The organism is Lysinibacillus sp. G4S2 (genome assembly GCF_030348505.1).
In the GTDB taxonomy this organism is placed as follows: Bacteria; Bacillota; Bacilli; order Bacillales_A; family Planococcaceae; genus Lysinibacillus.
Window position 1 is genome coordinate 1 of the sequence record NZ_JAUCFJ010000002.1, and the last position, 17,863, is coordinate 17,863.

Here is a 17,863-nt window from a genome sequence, read left to right on the forward strand (position 1 = left end):
TTGGAACATTTAGAAGAACTATGGAATAATGTCCTGGCTCAAGTTGAACAAAAAATTTCTAAACCAAGCTTCGAAACGTGGCTAAAGTCTACTAAACTACTTTCTTACAATGGAAGTGGTTCTACTGTGACAATTGCTGCGCCAAATTCGTTTGCTCGAGACTGGCTTGAAAATCATTATATTCATTTGATTACAGGTATATTAACGGAGCTTACAGGCGAAGACTTGCTTATTAAATTTGTTGTTCAAAAAAACCAGGATTCGGACGATTTCGATCTGCCAGCGCCGATTATCCAAGCAAAAAATAACGATCATCATGATATTTCACCAGGTATGTTAAACCCGAAGTATACTTTTGATACGTTTGTTATTGGCTCTGGTAACCGCTTTGCACACGCTGCCTCGCTAGCTGTCGCAGAAGCGCCCGCGAAGGCTTATAACCCATTTTTTATCTATGGGGGAGTAGGGCTTGGCAAAACACACTTAATGCACGCGATTGGTCATTATGTACTAGAACATAATCCAAATGCAAAAGTTGTATATTTATCATCTGAAAAATTTACTAATGAATTTATTAACTCAATTCGAGATAATAAGGCACTTGATTTTCGCAATAAATACCGCAATGTAGATGTACTGCTAATTGATGATATTCAATTTCTAGCTGGAAAAGAATCAACTCAGGAAGAATTTTTCCACACTTTTAATACATTGCATGAAGAATCGAAACAAATTGTCATTTCCAGTGACCGTCCACCTAAAGAAATTCCGACATTGGAAGATCGTTTACGTTCTCGATTCGAATGGGGACTAATTACAGATATTGCGCCTCCTGATTTGGAAACGCGTATCGCCATTCTTCGAAAAAAAGCGAAGGCTGATGGTCTAGAAGTACCAAATGAAGTTATGCTCTATATTGCGAACCAGATTGACTCCAATATTCGGGAGCTTGAAGGTGCGCTTATTCGCGTCGTTGCCTATTCATCACTTGTTAACAAGGATATTAATGCGACTTTGGCTGCTGAGGCATTAAAGGATATTATTCCTAATTCGAAGCCTCGAACTGTCACTATATTAGACATTCAAAATGCAGTAGGAGAGCATTTTAATATTCGTTTAGAGGATTTTGCCGCGAAAAAACGTACAAAGTTAATTGCCTTTCCACGTCAAATCGCGATGTTTTTATCCCGCGAATTAACGGATTTTTCGCTGCCGAAAATTGGCGAAGAATTTGGTGGACGAGATCATACTACTGTTATCCATGCTCACGAAAAAATATCTTCTATGTTGAAAAATGACGTTCAGCTGCAGCAAGATATTAAACAAATTCGAAGCATGCTAGGGAAATAATTCTGTGGATAACACAATCGTTTAAACACAAACTTATACACAGTCTATCTACATGTGGATAGACTGATTTTATTCACTTAAACATACTTATCCACAAATCCACAGGACCTATTACTATATCTTTTTTATTTTATATAAATAAATAATATAAATATGTGAGGGAAAACGAATGAAATTTGATATTTTACGTGACCGTTTATTAGAGGGTTTAAATGATGTCATGAAAGCCGTAAGTTCAAAAACAACTATTCCAATTTTAACGGGGATTAAAATCGATGTAACAAATGAGGGTATTCGTTTAACAGGTAGTGACGCTGATATTACAATTCAAACGTTTATTCCAGTTGAAGAAGATGGTCAACAAATAATTCACATTACAGAAACAGGATCGATTGTTGTACAAGCCCGTATGTTTAATGAAATTGTACGTAAATTACCAACAAATGAGGTTGAAATTCAAGTAACAACTGGTTTACAAACTCATATCCGTTCAGGTAAATCTGAATTCCACTTAATTGGCTCAGATGCTGCTGAATATCCTTTGTTACCCGAATTAACAGAGGATCAAAAATTTACTATTCCTGCAGATCTTTTAAAGTCAATTATCCGTGAAACAGTATTCGCTGTTTCCACTTCAGAAAGTAGACCGGTGTTGACAGGTGTAAACTGGCAAATAAAAAATGAAAATTTAATCTGTGTTGCAACAGATAGCCACCGTTTGGCAAGACGTAAAGTTCAACTAGAAAATTTACCTGAAGTTGAACATAGTGTTGTAATTCCTGGTAAAAGTTTAAATGAGTTAAATAAAGTTCTAGAGGATTCGACAAATCTTGTGCAAATTGTTATTACAAGTCAGCAAGTGTTATTTAAAACTGGTGAAGTATTATTCTTCTCTCGTTTACTTGAAGGTAATTACCCAGACACAACACGTTTAATTCCAGAAGAGTATCAAACAAATCTAACGATTAATGGTAAATCATTATTACAAGCAATCGATCGTGCATCTCTTGTTGCTCGTGGCGATCGTAATAACGTTGTGCGTTTCGAAATTTTAGATAATCGAGCTGTTGAAGTTTCTTCTAATTCTCCAGAGATCGGTAAAGTACAAGAGGAAATCCCTGTCGAGTCATTAGAAGGGGAGAACTTAAAGATTTCTTTTAGTGCGAAATACATGATGGAAGCATTAAAAGCAATAGATGGTCAAGATGTAGTCATTCAATTCACAGGCGCAATGAGACCGTTTATTTTACGCTCTGTTCATGATGATGCTATTTTACAGTTGATTTTACCTGTACGTACGTATTAGAAAATCGGTTATGCCTCGGTAGATGTTTGGACACCCGCTGGAAAGTGAGTAGCCCATAGAGGAAATCAGCCTCTTCGAACTAATTCGAATGTATAAAAATGGTTAATCAACACATCTGAAGTTAAACAATTTTTGTTGGAGAGAATAAAACTCCATAATTTTAAGCTCTAATGGCTTTAAAAAACATTCTGATAGTCGCTAATTGCGGCTATCTTTTTTTACTTATGACGAATTTTTAGGTATGATAGAGAGATAGACAATCTGTATTTGGAGGGAAACATAGCTATGAAGGACATTAAAATTGATGAAGAATTTGTCACGTTAGGACAGCTTTTAAAAATGACCGATGCAATTAGCTCTGGTGGCATGGCCAAGTGGTTTTTACACGAAAATGATGTATATGTAAATGGAGAAGTGGATGATCGACGCGGTCGTAAATTACGTAACGGAGATATTGTAAATATTCCTGGATGTGGTCGATTTCGAATCGTTGGACCCACTGGACAGTAGATTATGCATATAGAGCAGTTAAAACTTACAAATTACCGTAACTATGATGCCTTAGCTTTAAATTTCTCTCCAAAAATTAATGTTTTCATTGGTGAAAATGCTCAAGGAAAAACAAATGTTATGGAATCTATTTACGTATTGGCGATGGCTAAATCCCATCGAACGACGAACGATAAAGAATTAATACGTTGGGATTCAGACTATGGTAAAATAGAAGGGGCCGTTCAAAAAAGGCATGGTATTTTACCAATTGAGCTTACGATTACGAAAAAAGGCAAAAAGGGTAAGATAAATCATATAGAACAAAGTCGCCTCAGTCATTATATTGGCCAAATGAATGTCGTTATGTTTGCACCCGAAGATTTAAATGTTGTAAAAGGGAGTCCGCAAATACGACGACGTTTTATTGATATGGAGATTGGGCAAATTTCGCCTGTTTATTTACATGATTTATTAACCTTTCAAAAAATTTTAAAGCAACGTAACCATTTTTTAAAAATGAATCAAGGTAAAATGATGTCAAATGACGTGATGTACGAGGTTTATAATGAACAATATATTCACGCAGCTACCCAAATTATTCGCAAAAGATTTCAATTTATGGATTTATTGCAAGAGTGGGCAGAGCCAATTCATGCAGGTATTTCACAAGGGAAGGAAACGTTGGTTATTAAATACCGCACTGTAGCTGGTATTGAAAAAGAACATACTTCTAGTGAAATTGAAGGCTTCTTGCATAAAAAGCTAATAGAAGTTAAGGAGCGCGAATTTGATCGGGGTGTAACACTAGTTGGTCCACATCGAGATGATTTGCAGTTTTTAGTAAACGGCTATGATGTTCAGACATACGGCTCACAAGGACAGCAACGTACAACCGCTCTTTCATTAAAACTTGCTGAAATCGAGTTAATTAAACAAGAAACAAATGAAACACCCATACTACTTTTAGATGATGTATTGTCGGAACTCGACGATTATCGCCAATCGCATTTATTAAATACCATTCAAGGTGAAGTTCAAACCTTTGTTACGACTACAAGTGTTGATGGAATTCATCATGAAACGATGGAGCATGCACAGCTGTTTCACGTGAAACAAGGAGCGATTGAAGAAAGTTAGCCTGGGGAGTTTTTTAGATTACAAAAGAATGGTAATAGTCAGCTCGGTTGACTGTTCATTCATTTACACACAATGATGTTATGAAGGAGTAGATGAAAGCCGTGGCTATAGAGAACGAGGGTTTACAAAATCAGGCTTATGAAGCCGATCAAATACAGGTATTAGAAGGTTTAGAAGCGGTACGTAAAAGACCAGGGATGTATATTGGTTCAACAAGCTCTAAAGGGCTTCACCATTTAGTATGGGAAATTGTTGATAATAGTATCGATGAAGCACTTGCAGGATTTTGTACAGATATAAAAGTAACGATAGAAAAAGACAATTGGATTCGTGTAGAAGACAATGGTCGTGGTATTCCAGTAAGTATTCAAGAAAAAATGGGTAAGCCTGCTGTTGAAGTTATTATGACAGTACTACATGCTGGCGGTAAGTTCGGCGGTGGAGGATACAAAGTATCTGGTGGTCTACATGGTGTAGGGGCATCTGTTGTAAATGCTTTATCAATTGAGACAATCGTTCAAGTTCATCGTGAGGGTCATATTCATGAGATTAAATTTGAACGTGGGAAAACTATTCAAGAGTTAAAGGTTATTGGTGATTCAGATCGTAACGGTACAACTACACGTTTTAAAGCAGACCCTGAAATATTTAAAGAAACGACTGTTTATGAATATGATATTTTAGCGCATCGTATTCGAGAATTAGCATACTTGAATCGTGGTATTAGAATTACAATTGCTGATGAACGCGAAGGTGAAGAACGTTCTACTACGTATCATTATGAAGGTGGTATTCGTTCTTATGTAGAGCATTTGAATCAATCTAAAGAGCCAATCCATGATCCGATAGATGTTCTTGGAGAAAAGGATGGTATTTCAGTTGAAATTGCTATGCAATATAACGCTGGATTCTCTTCTAATATTTTCTCATTTGCTAATAACATTAATACGTATGAAGGCGGTACACATGAATCTGGTTTTAAAACTGCTCTAACACGTGTTATTAATGATTACGCACGAAAAAATGGACTTTTAAAAGAGTCAGATGCAAATCTTACTGGTGAAGATGTTCGAGAAGGTTTAACGGCTATTGTTTCGGTTAAGCATCCAGATCCACAATTTGAAGGACAAACAAAAACGAAGCTTGGTAACTCTGAAGTTAGCCAAATTACTAACTCCTTGTTCTCAGATGGTTTTGAACGATTTATGTTAGAAAATCCAACTGTTGCTCGTAAGGTTGTAGAAAAAGGTTTAATGGCTGCTCGTGCACGTGTTGCTGCTAAAAAAGCACGTGAATTTACACGTCGTAAAAATGCACTTGAAGTATCGAGTTTGCCAGGTAAATTAGCTGACTGTTCATCTACAAATCCATCTGAATGCGAAATTTATATCGTTGAGGGTGACTCTGCCGGAGGATCTGCGAAATCGGGACGTGACCGACACTTCCAAGCAATTTTACCGTTACGTGGTAAAATCCTTAACGTTGAAAAAGCACGTTTAGATAAAATTTTATCAAATGCAGAGATCCGTGCAATGATTACAGCATTTGGCACAGGTATTGGTGAAGAGTTTACTTTAGAAAAGGCTCGTTATCATAAAATCGTTATTATGACAGATGCCGATGTTGATGGTGCGCACATCCGCACATTACTTTTAACATTCTTCTTCCGTTTCCTTCGACCTCTAGTAGAGGCAGGTTATATTTATATTGCACAGCCACCTCTTTATCAAGTTAAGCAAGGTAAACATGTTGAATATTGCTATGATGAAGAAACATTAAAAGAAATTTTAGAACGACTACCAAAAATGCCGAAACCAAATGTACAACGATACAAAGGTCTTGGAGAAATGAATGCAGAGCAGCTTTGGGAAACTACAATGGATCCTGAGCACCGCACATTGTTACAAGTAGAATTAGATGATGCAATTAAAGCAAACCAAGCATTTGAGCGTTTAATGGGCGATGAAGTTGAACCTCGTCGTCAATTTATCGAAGAAAATGCAGTATACGCTAATTTAGATATTTAATTTTTCTTGAGAGGAGGTCTACACTTTGTCAGAACAAGAACGCTCCGGTGTTAAAGGAGTTAATATAACAAAAGAAATTGAAACATCCTTCCTCGATTATGCGATGAGTGTAATCGTTTCTCGTGCATTACCAGACGTACGAGATGGCTTAAAGCCTGTACATCGCCGTATTTTATATGGTATGCAAGAGCTAGGGAATACAGCAGATAAGGCGTACAAAAAATCAGCACGTATTGTTGGGGACGTAATGGGTAAATACCACCCACATGGTGACTCATCCATTTATGATGCAATGGTACGTATGGCGCAAGATTTCAGCTATCGTTACATGTTAGTCGATGGGCATGGTAACTTTGGATCTGTCGATGGTGACGGAGCGGCGGCGATGCGTTATACAGAATCGCGTATGTCTCGTATTGCAATGGAAATGCTTCGCGATATTAATAAAGACACAATTGACTATACAGATAACTATGATGGATCAGAAAAGGAGCCTATTGTCCTTCCTAGTCGCTATCCAAACTTATTAGTAAATGGAGCAGCAGGAATTGCGGTTGGTATGGCGACAAATATTCCGCCACATCAACTTGGGGAAACGATAGATGCAGTGATAGCACTTTCAGAAAATCCAGCTATCACAACGGAAGAATTGATGGAAATCATCCCAGGACCTGATTTCCCAACTGGTGGATTAATTTTAGGTCGTAGTGGTATTCGCCGTGCTTACGAAACAGGTCGTGGCTCTATCATTATTCGCGCAAAGGTAGAGATTGAACAAAAATCAAATGGTAGAGAAACAATTCTTATTCATGAATTACCATACCAAGTAAATAAAGCTAAGCTTATTGAAAAAATAGCAGAGCTTGTACGCGATAAAAAAATTGATGGTATTACAAATCTACGTGATGAATCTGACCGACGTGGTATGCGAGTAGTTATTGAAGTCCGTAAAGATGCAAATGCCAATGTAGTTTTAAATAATTTATATAAACAAACAGCAATGCAGTCGAGCTTCGGTATTAATATGCTGTCATTAGTAAATGGTCAGCCTAAAGTAATGGGCTTAAAAGAAATGTTGTATCATTATTTAGAGCACCAAAAGGTTATTATTCGTCGTCGTACGGAATTTGAATTAAGGAAAGCAGAAGATCGTGCACATATTTTAGAGGGCTTACGTATTGCCCTTGATCATATCGATGAAATTATTGCTATTATTCGTGGCTCACGTAGTGGTGAAGAAGCGAAACCTCAACTAATGGAGCGATTCAATTTATCTGAACGTCAAGCGCAAGCGATATTGGATATGCGTTTAGTTCGTTTAAGTGGATTAGAGCGTGAAAAAATTGAAGCAGAATATCAAGAGCTTCAAAAATTAATTGCTGAATTAAAAGAGATTTTAGCAGATGAAGCTAAAATTGTTGAAATTATTCGTACTGAAATAGTAGAACTAAAAGAACGCTTTAACGATAAACGACGTACTGAAATTACTTCTGGCGGTTTAGAAATGATTGAGGACGAAGATTTAATCCCAGTTGAAAATTCAGTCGTAACTTTAACGCACAATGGTTATATCAAACGTTTAGCTGCGAATACATATCGTAGTCAAAAACGTGGCGGTCGTGGTGTACAAGGGATGGGCACAAATGAAGATGATTTTGTAGAGCATCTTATGAATACATCTACACACGATACAATTTTATTCTTCACTTCAAAAGGAAAAGTATTTAGAGCAAAAGGTTATGAGATCCCTGAATTCGGTCGTACAGCGAAAGGATTACCGATTGTTAACTTACTCAATATTGAAAAGGGTGAGAAAGTAACCGCAATGATCCGTGTTGGTTCATTTGATGAAGATGCGTACTTTATCTTCACTACTAAAACTGGTATTACTAAGCGTACACCAGTATCTCAATTCGCTAACATCCGGACAAACGGCTTAATAGCTATTAGTTTACGAGAAGATGACGATCTCATTTCTGTTCGTTTAACAGATGGCGATAAGCAAGTAATTATAGGTACTCGTGATGGAATGCTTGTACGTTTCCAAGAGGATGATATTCGTTCAATGGGCCGTACTGCAGGTGGTGTACGAGGTATTAAACTTCGTGATGGTGACGAAGTAGTTGGTATGGAAATCGTAGAACCAGGACAGGAAATTTTAGTTGTTACTGCAAAAGGTTACGGAAAACGTACTTCTGAAGAGGAATATCGTTTACAAAGCCGTGGTGGTGTAGGATTAAAAACAATTCAAATCACTGATAAAAACGGTCCAATGGTAGCTGTAAAAACTGTCGATGGTTCTGAAGATTTAATGCTTATTACAATTAATGGTATGCTAATCCGTATGGATGTAAATGATATTTCATTAATTGGTCGTAGTACACAAGGAGTTCGTTTAATTCGTTTAGGGGATGAGGAGCTTGTTGCAACTGTAGCAAAGGTTGAAAAAGAAGAAGAATCTAACGACGAAGACAATGATCAAGTAGACGAATTTAACAACGCAGACAATGATCAAGTAGAAGAATAATAAAAAGGCCGATGACGACAGCTAATGTTGCCGTTCATCGGTTTTTTAGCATAAAATATGAAAAATAAGTAATTATTTTGAATTACATGATAAAATGAAAGCAACCTTATGTTTAAGCAAGTGAAATAGTGAAGAGGTGTTAATCGGGTGGAAACTATACATGTCCCAATTTCAGAGTTACGTGTTGGTAAAGTAATTTCTGAAGATATTTTTGCTAATACACAATATCCAATAATTTTTAAAAACACGATAATTTCCTATGATCATTTACAAGTTTTTTTTGCTTTTAATATTTCAAGAGTCCCTGTTTATAAAGAGGGTATAGAGGCAAAATCAGAGATGAAAGAAATAGAATTAGTCGTTCCACCAGAGGTTATTCCAACTTTTAAAAGAGTCTATGACAATTCTGTTGAGCAATTCAAAAAGGAATTTAAAAATTGGGAAGCTGGCGCAAAGGTAGATATTGCGAAAGCACGTAAAATTATTTTGCCATTAGTAGAAATGGTTTTAGAAGATCGTACGATAATTTTTGATTTAAATGAGTATTCAAATCCAAAAGACTATTTGTACCATCATAGTGTAGCAACAGCATTGATTTCTTCAGTGATTGCACAAAAATTAGGCTATGACAGAGGAATTACAATTCAAGTAGCAATTGGAGGGTTATTAGCTGATTGTGGAATGGCAAAAGTTCATCCGCGTATTCGCGATAAAAAAACAACCTTAACAGAGCAGGAGTTTGATGAAATTTATAAGCATCCAATTTATAGCTATAATATGGTCAAAGATTTAACAATCTTAAAGGAAACAATGAAAGAGGCTATTTTCCAGCACCATGAGCGTTTAAATGGTAGTGGCTATCCAAAGGGCGAAAGAATTGCTAACATTTCCACTTTTGCTCAAATTATCGCTGTTGCAGATGTATTCCATGCAATGACATGTGAGCGAGTTTATAGAGCAAAGCAATCTTCTTTTAAAGTTATAGAGATGATTAATGAATCTGAGTTTGGAAAGTTTGATATTAAAGTAGTTCGTGCACTTATAGATATTGTTGCTGATCTTCCTATAGGTACAATAGTTGAGCTATCTAATCTGGAACATGGCGAAGTGATGTTTGTAAATAAATTTGCACCAACTCGACCACTTATCAAGTTAAGTCATTCAGAGGAAATATTTGATTTAGGTAAAAATCGTACCTTCTATATATCACGTATTATAACGAATTTATAATAGTCGAAAGGCAACCCATTAACATTGGCGTTTGCCTTTTTTTGTTTTTATCTTCATTCAGAAATGTTTTTTGTAACGAAAGTGCAACGTCAGTTACAGATGACTCCCACATCTTTAGGTGGTGAGGAATGCGGGTTTTAGTTATTTTTAAGCGGGCACCCAAACATCTGTACCTGTCACTACGCTTTCGGTACAAAAGACATCCGCTGAAGTAGAAGAACTTAGTCTAAGAACGCCACGTCCTGTGGTAATTTATCTGTGCGAAATTACGACAACGGTAACTCGTATTGTGAAAGTTTGGAAAGAGAAAGAAGCTTCACGTATTCAACAAGCCTGTCTGCACAAGGCATCTCATTGTCAAAACCTCGTACTTGGACTTGATGATTTCGCCATTCGCAAGGGGCATACCTACAATACTGGTTTACATGATTTACGAAATGGCACATTTTTAGATATTGTTCCAGGACGCACCACCCTTGAATTAGAGGCATATTTCAGTGAACAGGTGACACTTTGCGCATTAAAACCGATTGTCATCGTAATGGATTTGGTAAAGGCATATCATTCATTCGCTAAAAAAATGTTTCCAACAGCAATCTGTATTTCTGATCGGTATCATGTGAATCGATACGTGACAGAAGCACTGCAAGCTGTCCGAAAGTCTGTTCAATAGAGGTTGAATCCCTTTGCGAAAAAGGATTTAAAACAACATTTTCGTATTTTAGGAAAACGAAATGACCAACTTTCGATAGAAGAAAGTTGGATTTTAAAATGACTTCTACAATATGACACTGTTTTACGACAAGTTTACGATTGGAAAGAGGCTTTTATCGACTGGTACGATTATAGTCCATCGTATAAACAAGCGAAAAAAGGTTTTCAACACTGGCTTTCGCAAGGTCGAGAAATTCTTCATCCTAAAGTGCAAGACTGTTTACAAACCATGCATAATTGGCAGGATGAAATCTGTAATTATCATCAATTACGTTTCACCAATGCGACAGTTGAAGGGTAAAATAACTTCATTAAGCCCTACAACGTCGTCACTTTTTCACGCGTAACTCGCAACACTATAAGGAAACGATTTTACTCGAGTGCAATGCAGAATGGATTGAATACGGCTCTTAGTCAAGCACATGTTTTGGTGAAGAGCCTAAACTATTGAATTATTTTTTTGAGAAAGTGTTGACATAGTTTTAGATTCTTGATATTATAAGTGAGTCGCCAAGAGGTGACGCTTAAAATAAAGTAATGAACCTTGAAAACTGAACAAGCAAAACGTAATCAATAAAGTTTTTAGTAGCTAACCTTGAGTTGGTGAACGAAACAAAATTTTGGACATCAAACATGATGCCAGCAAAACAATTTGAGCTAATCAAATTTCTTTTTATGGAGAGTTTGATCCTGGCTCAGGACGAACGCTGGCGGCGTGCCTAATACATGCAAGTCGAGCGAACAGAGAAGGAGCTTGCTCCTTTGACGTTAGCGGCGGACGGGTGAGTAACACGTGGGCAACCTACCTTATAGTTTGGGATAACTCCGGGAAACCGGGGCTAATACCGAATAATCTGTTTTACCTCATGGTGAAACACTGAAAGACGGTTTCGGCTGTCGCTATAAGATGGGCCCGCGGCGCATTAGCTAGTTGGTGAGGTAACGGCTCACCAAGGCGACGATGCGTAGCCGACCTGAGAGGGTGATCGGCCACACTGGGACTGAGACACGGCCCAGACTCCTACGGGAGGCAGCAGTAGGGAATCTTCCACAATGGGCGAAAGCCTGATGGAGCAACGCCGCGTGAGTGAAGAAGGTTTTCGGATCGTAAAACTCTGTTGTAAGGGAAGAACAAGTACAGTAGTAACTGGCTGTACCTTGACGGTACCTTATTAGAAAGCCACGGCTAACTACGTGCCAGCAGCCGCGGTAATACGTAGGTGGCAAGCGTTGTCCGGAATTATTGGGCGTAAAGCGCGCGCAGGCGGTCCTTTAAGTCTGATGTGAAAGCCCACGGCTCAACCGTGGAGGGTCATTGGAAACTGGGGGACTTGAGTGCAGAAGAGGAAAGTGGAATTCCAAGTGTAGCGGTGAAATGCGTAGAGATTTGGAGGAACACCAGTGGCGAAGGCGACTTTCTGGTCTGTAACTGACGCTGAGGCGCGAAAGCGTGGGGAGCAAACAGGATTAGATACCCTGGTAGTCCACGCCGTAAACGATGAGTGCTAAGTGTTAGGGGGTTTCCGCCCCTTAGTGCTGCAGCTAACGCATTAAGCACTCCGCCTGGGGAGTACGGTCGCAAGACTGAAACTCAAAGGAATTGACGGGGGCCCGCACAAGCGGTGGAGCATGTGGTTTAATTCGAAGCAACGCGAAGAACCTTACCAGGTCTTGACATCCCGTTGACCACTGTAGAGATATGGTTTTCCCTTCGGGGACAACGGTGACAGGTGGTGCATGGTTGTCGTCAGCTCGTGTCGTGAGATGTTGGGTTAAGTCCCGCAACGAGCGCAACCCTTGATCTTAGTTGCCATCATTTAGTTGGGCACTCTAAGGTGACTGCCGGTGACAAACCGGAGGAAGGTGGGGATGACGTCAAATCATCATGCCCCTTATGACCTGGGCTACACACGTGCTACAATGGACGATACAAACGGTTGCCAACTCGCGAGAGGGAGCTAATCCGATAAAGTCGTTCTCAGTTCGGATTGTAGGCTGCAACTCGCCTACATGAAGCCGGAATCGCTAGTAATCGCGGATCAGCATGCCGCGGTGAATACGTTCCCGGGCCTTGTACACACCGCCCGTCACACCACGAGAGTTTGTAACACCCGAAGTCGGTGGGGTAACCTTTTGGAGCCAGCCGCCGAAGGTGGGATAGATGATTGGGGTGAAGTCGTAACAAGGTAGCCGTATCGGAAGGTGCGGCTGGATCACCTCCTTTCTAAGGATATTTTCGGAATACAAACCTAGGGTTTGTAAGATTACGTTTTGCGTTCAGTTTTGAAGGTTTATGACTAAATATAAAACTTCTAAGAGGGCCTATAGCTCAGCTGGTTAGAGCGCACGCCTGATAAGCGTGAGGTCGATGGTTCGAGTCCATTTAGGCCCACCATATATACCTCTTGGGGCCTTAGCTCAGCTGGGAGAGCGCCTGCCTTGCACGCAGGAGGTCAGCGGTTCGATCCCGCTAGGCTCCACCATTTTTTTGTTCTTTGAAAACTGGATAAAACGACATTGAAATTGTAACAAACACATTTATTTTTAAGTTTTTTATAGGCTTAATAACTTGGTTAAGTTATTAAGGGCGCACGGCGAATGCCTTGGCACTAGGAGCCGAAGAAGGACGGCACTAACACCGATATGCTTCGGGGAGCTGTAAGTGAGCTTTGATCCGGAGATTTCCGAATGGGGGAACCCACTACGTTTAATCGCGTAGTATCTTGACGTGAATTCATAGCGTCTTGAAGGCAGACCCAGGGAACTGAAACATCTAAGTACCTGGAGGAAGAGAAAGAAAAATCGATTCCCTGAGTAGCGGCGAGCGAAACGGGAAGAGCCCAAACCAAGAGGCTTGCCTCTTGGGGTTGTAGGACACTCTATACGGAGTTACAAAAGAGCGAGTTAGATGAAGCGACTTGGAAAGGTCCGCCAGAGCAGGTAAAAGCCCTGTAGTCGAAAGTTCGTTCTCTCCTGAGTGGATCCTGAGTACGGCGGAACACGTGAAATTCCGTCGGAATCCGGGAGGACCATCTCCCAAGGCTAAATACTACCTAGTGACCGATAGTGAACCAGTACCGTGAGGGAAAGGTGAAAAGCACCCCGGAAGGGGAGTGAAAGAGATCCTGAAACCGTGTGCCTACAAGTAGTTAGAGCCCGTTAATGGGTGATAGCGTGCCTTTTGTAGAATGAACCGGCGAGTTACGATTACGTGCGAGGTTAAGCTTTAGAAGGCGGAGCCGCAGCGAAAGCGAGTCTGAATAGGGCGAATTAGTACGTGGTCGTAGACCCGAAACCAGGTGATCTACCCATGTCCAGGGTGAAGGTGAGGTAACACTTACTGGAGGCCCGAACCCACGCACGTTGAAAAGTGCGGGGATGAGGTGTGGGTAGCGGAGAAATTCCAATCGAACTTGGAGATAGCTGGTTCTCTCCGAAATAGCTTTAGGGCTAGCCTCGTGATGAGAATACTGGAGGTAGAGCACTGTTTGGACTAGGGGGCCATCCCGGTTTACCGAATTCAGACAAACTCCGAATGCCAGATATTTATACACGGGAGTCAGACTGCGAGTGATAAGATCCGTAGTCAAAAGGGAAACAGCCCAGACCACCAGCTAAGGTCCCAAAGTAATCGTTAAGTGGAAAAGGATGTGGCGTTGCACAGACAACCAGGATGTTGGCTTAGAAGCAGCCATCATTTAAAGAGTGCGTAATAGCTCACTGGTCGAGTGACGCTGCGCCGAAAATGTATCGGGGCTAAACGATTCACCGAAGCTGTGGATTGACATCTATGATGTCAGTGGTAGGAGAGCGTTCTAAGTGCGTTGAAGTCAGATCGGAAGGACTGGTGGAGCGCTTAGAAGTGAGAATGCCGGTATGAGTAGCGAAAGACGGGTGAGAATCCCGTCCACCGTATGACTAAGGTTTCCTGAGGAAGGCTCGTCCGCTCAGGGTTAGTCGGGACCTAAGCCGAGGCCGATAGGCGTAGGCGATGGACAACAGGTTGATATTCCTGTACCACCTCCTCACCGTTTGAGAAATGGGGGGACGCAGTAGGATAGGGTAAGCGCGCCGTTGGTTGTGCGCGTCCAAGCAGTAAGGCGTGTGTGTAGGCAAATCCGCACACTGTAACGTTGAGCTGTGATGGCGAGTCCGTATGGACGAAGTTCCTGATTTCACACTGCCAAGAAAAGCCTCTATCGAGGTGAGAGGTGCCCGTACCGCAAACCGACACAGGTAGTCGAGGAGAGAATCCTAAGGTGTGCGAGAGAACTCTCGTTAAGGAACTCGGCAAAATGACCCCGTAACTTCGGGAGAAGGGGTGCTCTTGAGCGTGCAAGCGCATGAGAGCCGCAGTGAATAGGCCCAGGCGACTGTTTAGCAAAAACACAGGTCTCTGCAAAACCGTAAGGTGACGTATAGGGGCTGACGCCTGCCCGGTGCTGGAAGGTTAAGAGGAGTGGTTAGCGCAAGCGAAGCTGCGAATTGAAGCCCCAGTAAACGGCGGCCGTAACTATAACGGTCCTAAGGTAGCGAAATTCCTTGTCGGGTAAGTTCCGACCCGCACGAAAGGCGTAACGATCTGGGCACTGTCTCAACGAGAGACTCGGTGAAATTATAGTACCTGTGAAGATGCAGGTTACCCGCGACAGGACGGAAAGACCCCGTGGAGCTTTACTGTAGCCTGATATTGAATTTTGGTACAACTTGTACAGGATAGGTAGGAGCCAGAGATCTCGGAGCGCCAGCTTCGAAGGAGGCGTCGGTGGGATACTACCCTGGTTGTATTGAAATTCTAACCCATGCCCCTTAGCGGGGTAGGAGACAGTGTCAGGCGGACAGTTTGACTGGGGCGGTCGCCTCCTAAAAGGTAACGGAGGCGCCCAAAGGTTCCCTCAGAATGGTTGGAAATCATTCGTAGAGTGTAAAGGCACAAGGGAGCTTGACTGCGAGACCTACAAGTCGAGCAGGGTCGAAAGACGGGCTTAGTGATCCGGTGGTTCCGCATGGAAGGGCCATCGCTCAACGGATAAAAGCTACCCCGGGGATAACAGGCTTATCTCCCCCAAGAGTCCACATCGACGGGGAGGTTTGGCACCTCGATGTCGGCTCATCGCATCCTGGGGCTGTAGTCGGTCCCAAGGGTTGGGCTGTTCGCCCATTAAAGCGGTACGCGAGCTGGGTTCAGAACGTCGTGAGACAGTTCGGTCCCTATCCGTCGTGGGCGTAGGAAATTTGAGAGGAGCTGTCCTTAGTACGAGAGGACCGGGATGGACACACCGCTGGTGTACCAGTTGTCTTGCCAAAGGCATCGCTGGGTAGCTATGTGTGGACGGGATAAGTGCTGAAAGCATCTAAGCATGAAGCCCCCCTCAAGATGAGATTTCCCATTACGCAAGTAAGTAAGATCCCTCAAAGACGATGAGGTAGATAGGTTCGAGGTGGAAGTGTGGTGACACATGGAGCTGACGAATACTAATCGATCGAGGACTTAACCACAATGTTTGAAACATTCAATGCACCGTTTATCCAGTTTTGAAAGAACAATTATTCTTTCATCAAGGGTTTCAAGATACGAGTAGTTCGAGGAAGAGATGGAGAGAGGAAAGGAGCGTACTCAAGTACGTGACTGACTGAACGACAGAAGCTGACGAAGAAATGCGACGTATATTGAAAGCCAAAGAGAGCTTCAAGACACAAGTAGTACAAGGAAGCAAACGAGTGAATGAGGGAGCGTACCTCCGTACGTGACCGATTGAGCGAGAGAAGCTGACGTAGTAATACGCCGTGTATTGGAGGTCGAAAATAGTCTAGTGATGATGGCAAAGAGGTCACACCCGTTCCCATACCGAACACGGAAGTTAAGCTCTTTAGCGCCGATGGTAGTTGGGGGCTTCCCCCTGTGAGAGTAGGACGTCGCTAGGCAAAGAAAACAGTCAGCTGTGTGCTGGCTGTTTTTTTTTGCTAAGGAAATTATAAAATTTGCGCTTGTAGATAACTAAAACATGAAAATAATCTTATAAAGGAGAGAACTTGATGGAATTCATTAAACGAGGAATTATTTAATGCATTTTACAAGAACATTTCAGTGATTTTGGTAATTCCATTAAGGGAAAGGTTCTCAAGTTCTATCCTCTCATGCTTAAATTATTAGAATTCTTTATTCCAATGTTCATTACCATACATAATAGTTACATTTGCGTGTTCTACTTTTAATTCGTGCTGAAGATAATCAATAAAAGATTCAAACATTTCTTCGTTTATCTCTTCTTTTTTGTTATTTAATTTAATATTGAGCGAAGAGGGGGTATCGATTGAAGGTGTAAATGCGATACTTTGAGGTTCTCCGAATGTTTCAGTTATGTAACTATAAACTTTCGGTTTTACTTGTTCTATGAATTTTGTTAACTCTTGAAATGCTATATCATCTTCCATTTGCCTCGTATGTCTATTTTCATAAACCATGAACGTATTCTGTGTTTCTGTATTTAAAATCACTGCAGCATAATCAAATTTATCGTATTCCGACCCTTTATCATACTCGACACCAGAAATTTCGTATTCCATGGTTGGATATTTCTCTTGTAAGTATTGTTCGGCTTGAGAAAGTACCTTTGCTTCTTCTTTTTCATCTGGTGTTAACGATCCCTTAAAATTAAAAAATAATAAGACAGTCCCGAATATTAGTAATATCACTATTCCTCCAATTGAAAAAATGAATATGCTCCACCACTTTAACCACTTATTCATCATTTCACCCCCCTTATATAAGTATATCATCTGTTTATTTGTAAATATGTATAAAAATGTATCATCGCATTACGTGTGGTTTATTTCCTTTCCTACTGGTGCTTTGTCGCTGCCGCTTTGCTTTCACGCAGATAAAACATTTGTTGTTGCTGTCGCTACGTTTTCGCACAGAGCAAAGCTGCCTGGGGGCGTCCGAAGAGCCGCTTGGGCCAACAAATATTTTATGTACGAAAGCGAAGTGTTAACGTAGCGGCAGCAACAGCACGATGTTGGTCACGATGGCGTTATCACAGGACGTGATGACTTTAGCCTTCGTTTCCCCTACTGGTC

Annotated in this window: 8 protein-coding genes, 2 tRNA genes, 3 rRNA genes and 1 pseudogene; 13 read left to right on the forward strand and 1 reads right to left on the reverse strand. The window is 41.0% G+C overall.

Going from position 1 to position 17,863, the window contains the following annotated elements; translation table 11 throughout:
- From dnaA to rrf, 13 genes and pseudogenes are all read left to right on the forward strand, one after another.
- Complete coding sequence (dnaA, locus tag QUF91_RS00360; RefSeq protein WP_068985823.1) at positions 1-1,350, forward strand: chromosomal replication initiator protein DnaA; 1,350 nt, start codon at positions 1-3, stop codon at positions 1,348-1,350.
- 169 nt (positions 1,351-1,519) lie between these two features.
- Entirely contained in the window at positions 1,520-2,656 is a 1,137-nt protein-coding gene (dnaN, locus tag QUF91_RS00365; protein ID WP_289416445.1) for a DNA polymerase III subunit beta, read from the forward strand.
- Between the two features lie 285 nt (positions 2,657-2,941).
- The gene (yaaA, locus tag QUF91_RS00370) at positions 2,942-3,166 is read left to right on the forward strand and encodes a S4 domain-containing protein YaaA (RefSeq protein WP_285397751.1); all 225 of its coding nucleotides are present in this window, start codon (positions 2,942-2,944) and stop codon (positions 3,164-3,166) included.
- 3 nt (positions 3,167-3,169) lie between these two features.
- Positions 3,170-4,285, forward strand: a complete 1,116-nt coding sequence (gene recF, locus QUF91_RS00375; RefSeq protein ID WP_285397752.1) for a DNA replication/repair protein RecF — start codon at positions 3,170-3,172, stop codon at positions 4,283-4,285.
- A 92-nt stretch (positions 4,286-4,377) separates the two neighbouring features.
- The gene (gene gyrB / locus QUF91_RS00380; protein WP_285397753.1) at positions 4,378-6,312 is read left to right on the forward strand and encodes a DNA topoisomerase (ATP-hydrolyzing) subunit B; all 1,935 of its coding nucleotides are present in this window, start codon (positions 4,378-4,380) and stop codon (positions 6,310-6,312) included.
- Between the two features lie 25 nt (positions 6,313-6,337).
- Complete coding sequence (gyrA, locus tag QUF91_RS00385) at positions 6,338-8,839, forward strand: DNA gyrase subunit A (protein WP_285397754.1); 2,502 nt, start codon at positions 6,338-6,340, stop codon at positions 8,837-8,839.
- Between the two features lie 147 nt (positions 8,840-8,986).
- A complete protein-coding gene (locus tag QUF91_RS00390) occupies positions 8,987-10,069 on the forward strand; it encodes an HD-GYP domain-containing protein (protein ID WP_285397755.1) in 1,083 nt (360 codons plus the stop codon).
- Positions 10,070-10,358: 289 nt separating this feature from the next.
- Positions 10,359-11,084: pseudogene (locus tag QUF91_RS00395) on the forward strand (ISL3 family transposase).
- A gap of 371 nt (positions 11,085-11,455) precedes the next feature.
- A 16S ribosomal RNA gene (locus QUF91_RS00400) occupies positions 11,456-13,007 on the forward strand.
- A gap of 94 nt (positions 13,008-13,101) precedes the next feature.
- Positions 13,102-13,178 (forward strand) — tRNA-Ile (locus QUF91_RS00405).
- A gap of 12 nt (positions 13,179-13,190) precedes the next feature.
- Positions 13,191-13,266, forward strand: a tRNA-Ala gene (locus QUF91_RS00410).
- A gap of 88 nt (positions 13,267-13,354) precedes the next feature.
- Positions 13,355-16,282 (forward strand): 23S ribosomal RNA (locus tag QUF91_RS00415).
- Positions 16,283-16,592: 310 nt separating this feature from the next.
- Positions 16,593-16,708, forward strand: a 5S ribosomal RNA gene (gene rrf, locus QUF91_RS00420).
- Together the 16S, 23S and 5S rRNA genes with 2 tRNA genes alongside form the textbook arrangement of a ribosomal RNA operon.
- Before the next feature lie 225 nt (positions 16,709-16,933).
- On the opposite strand, the gene QUF91_RS00425 is transcribed toward rrf, so the two are convergent.
- Positions 16,934-17,533: a hypothetical protein gene (locus QUF91_RS00425; protein WP_289416449.1), complete on the reverse strand. Its 600-nt coding sequence runs from the start codon at positions 17,531-17,533 to the stop codon at positions 16,934-16,936.
- Positions 17,534-17,863: the final 330 nt, after the last annotated feature.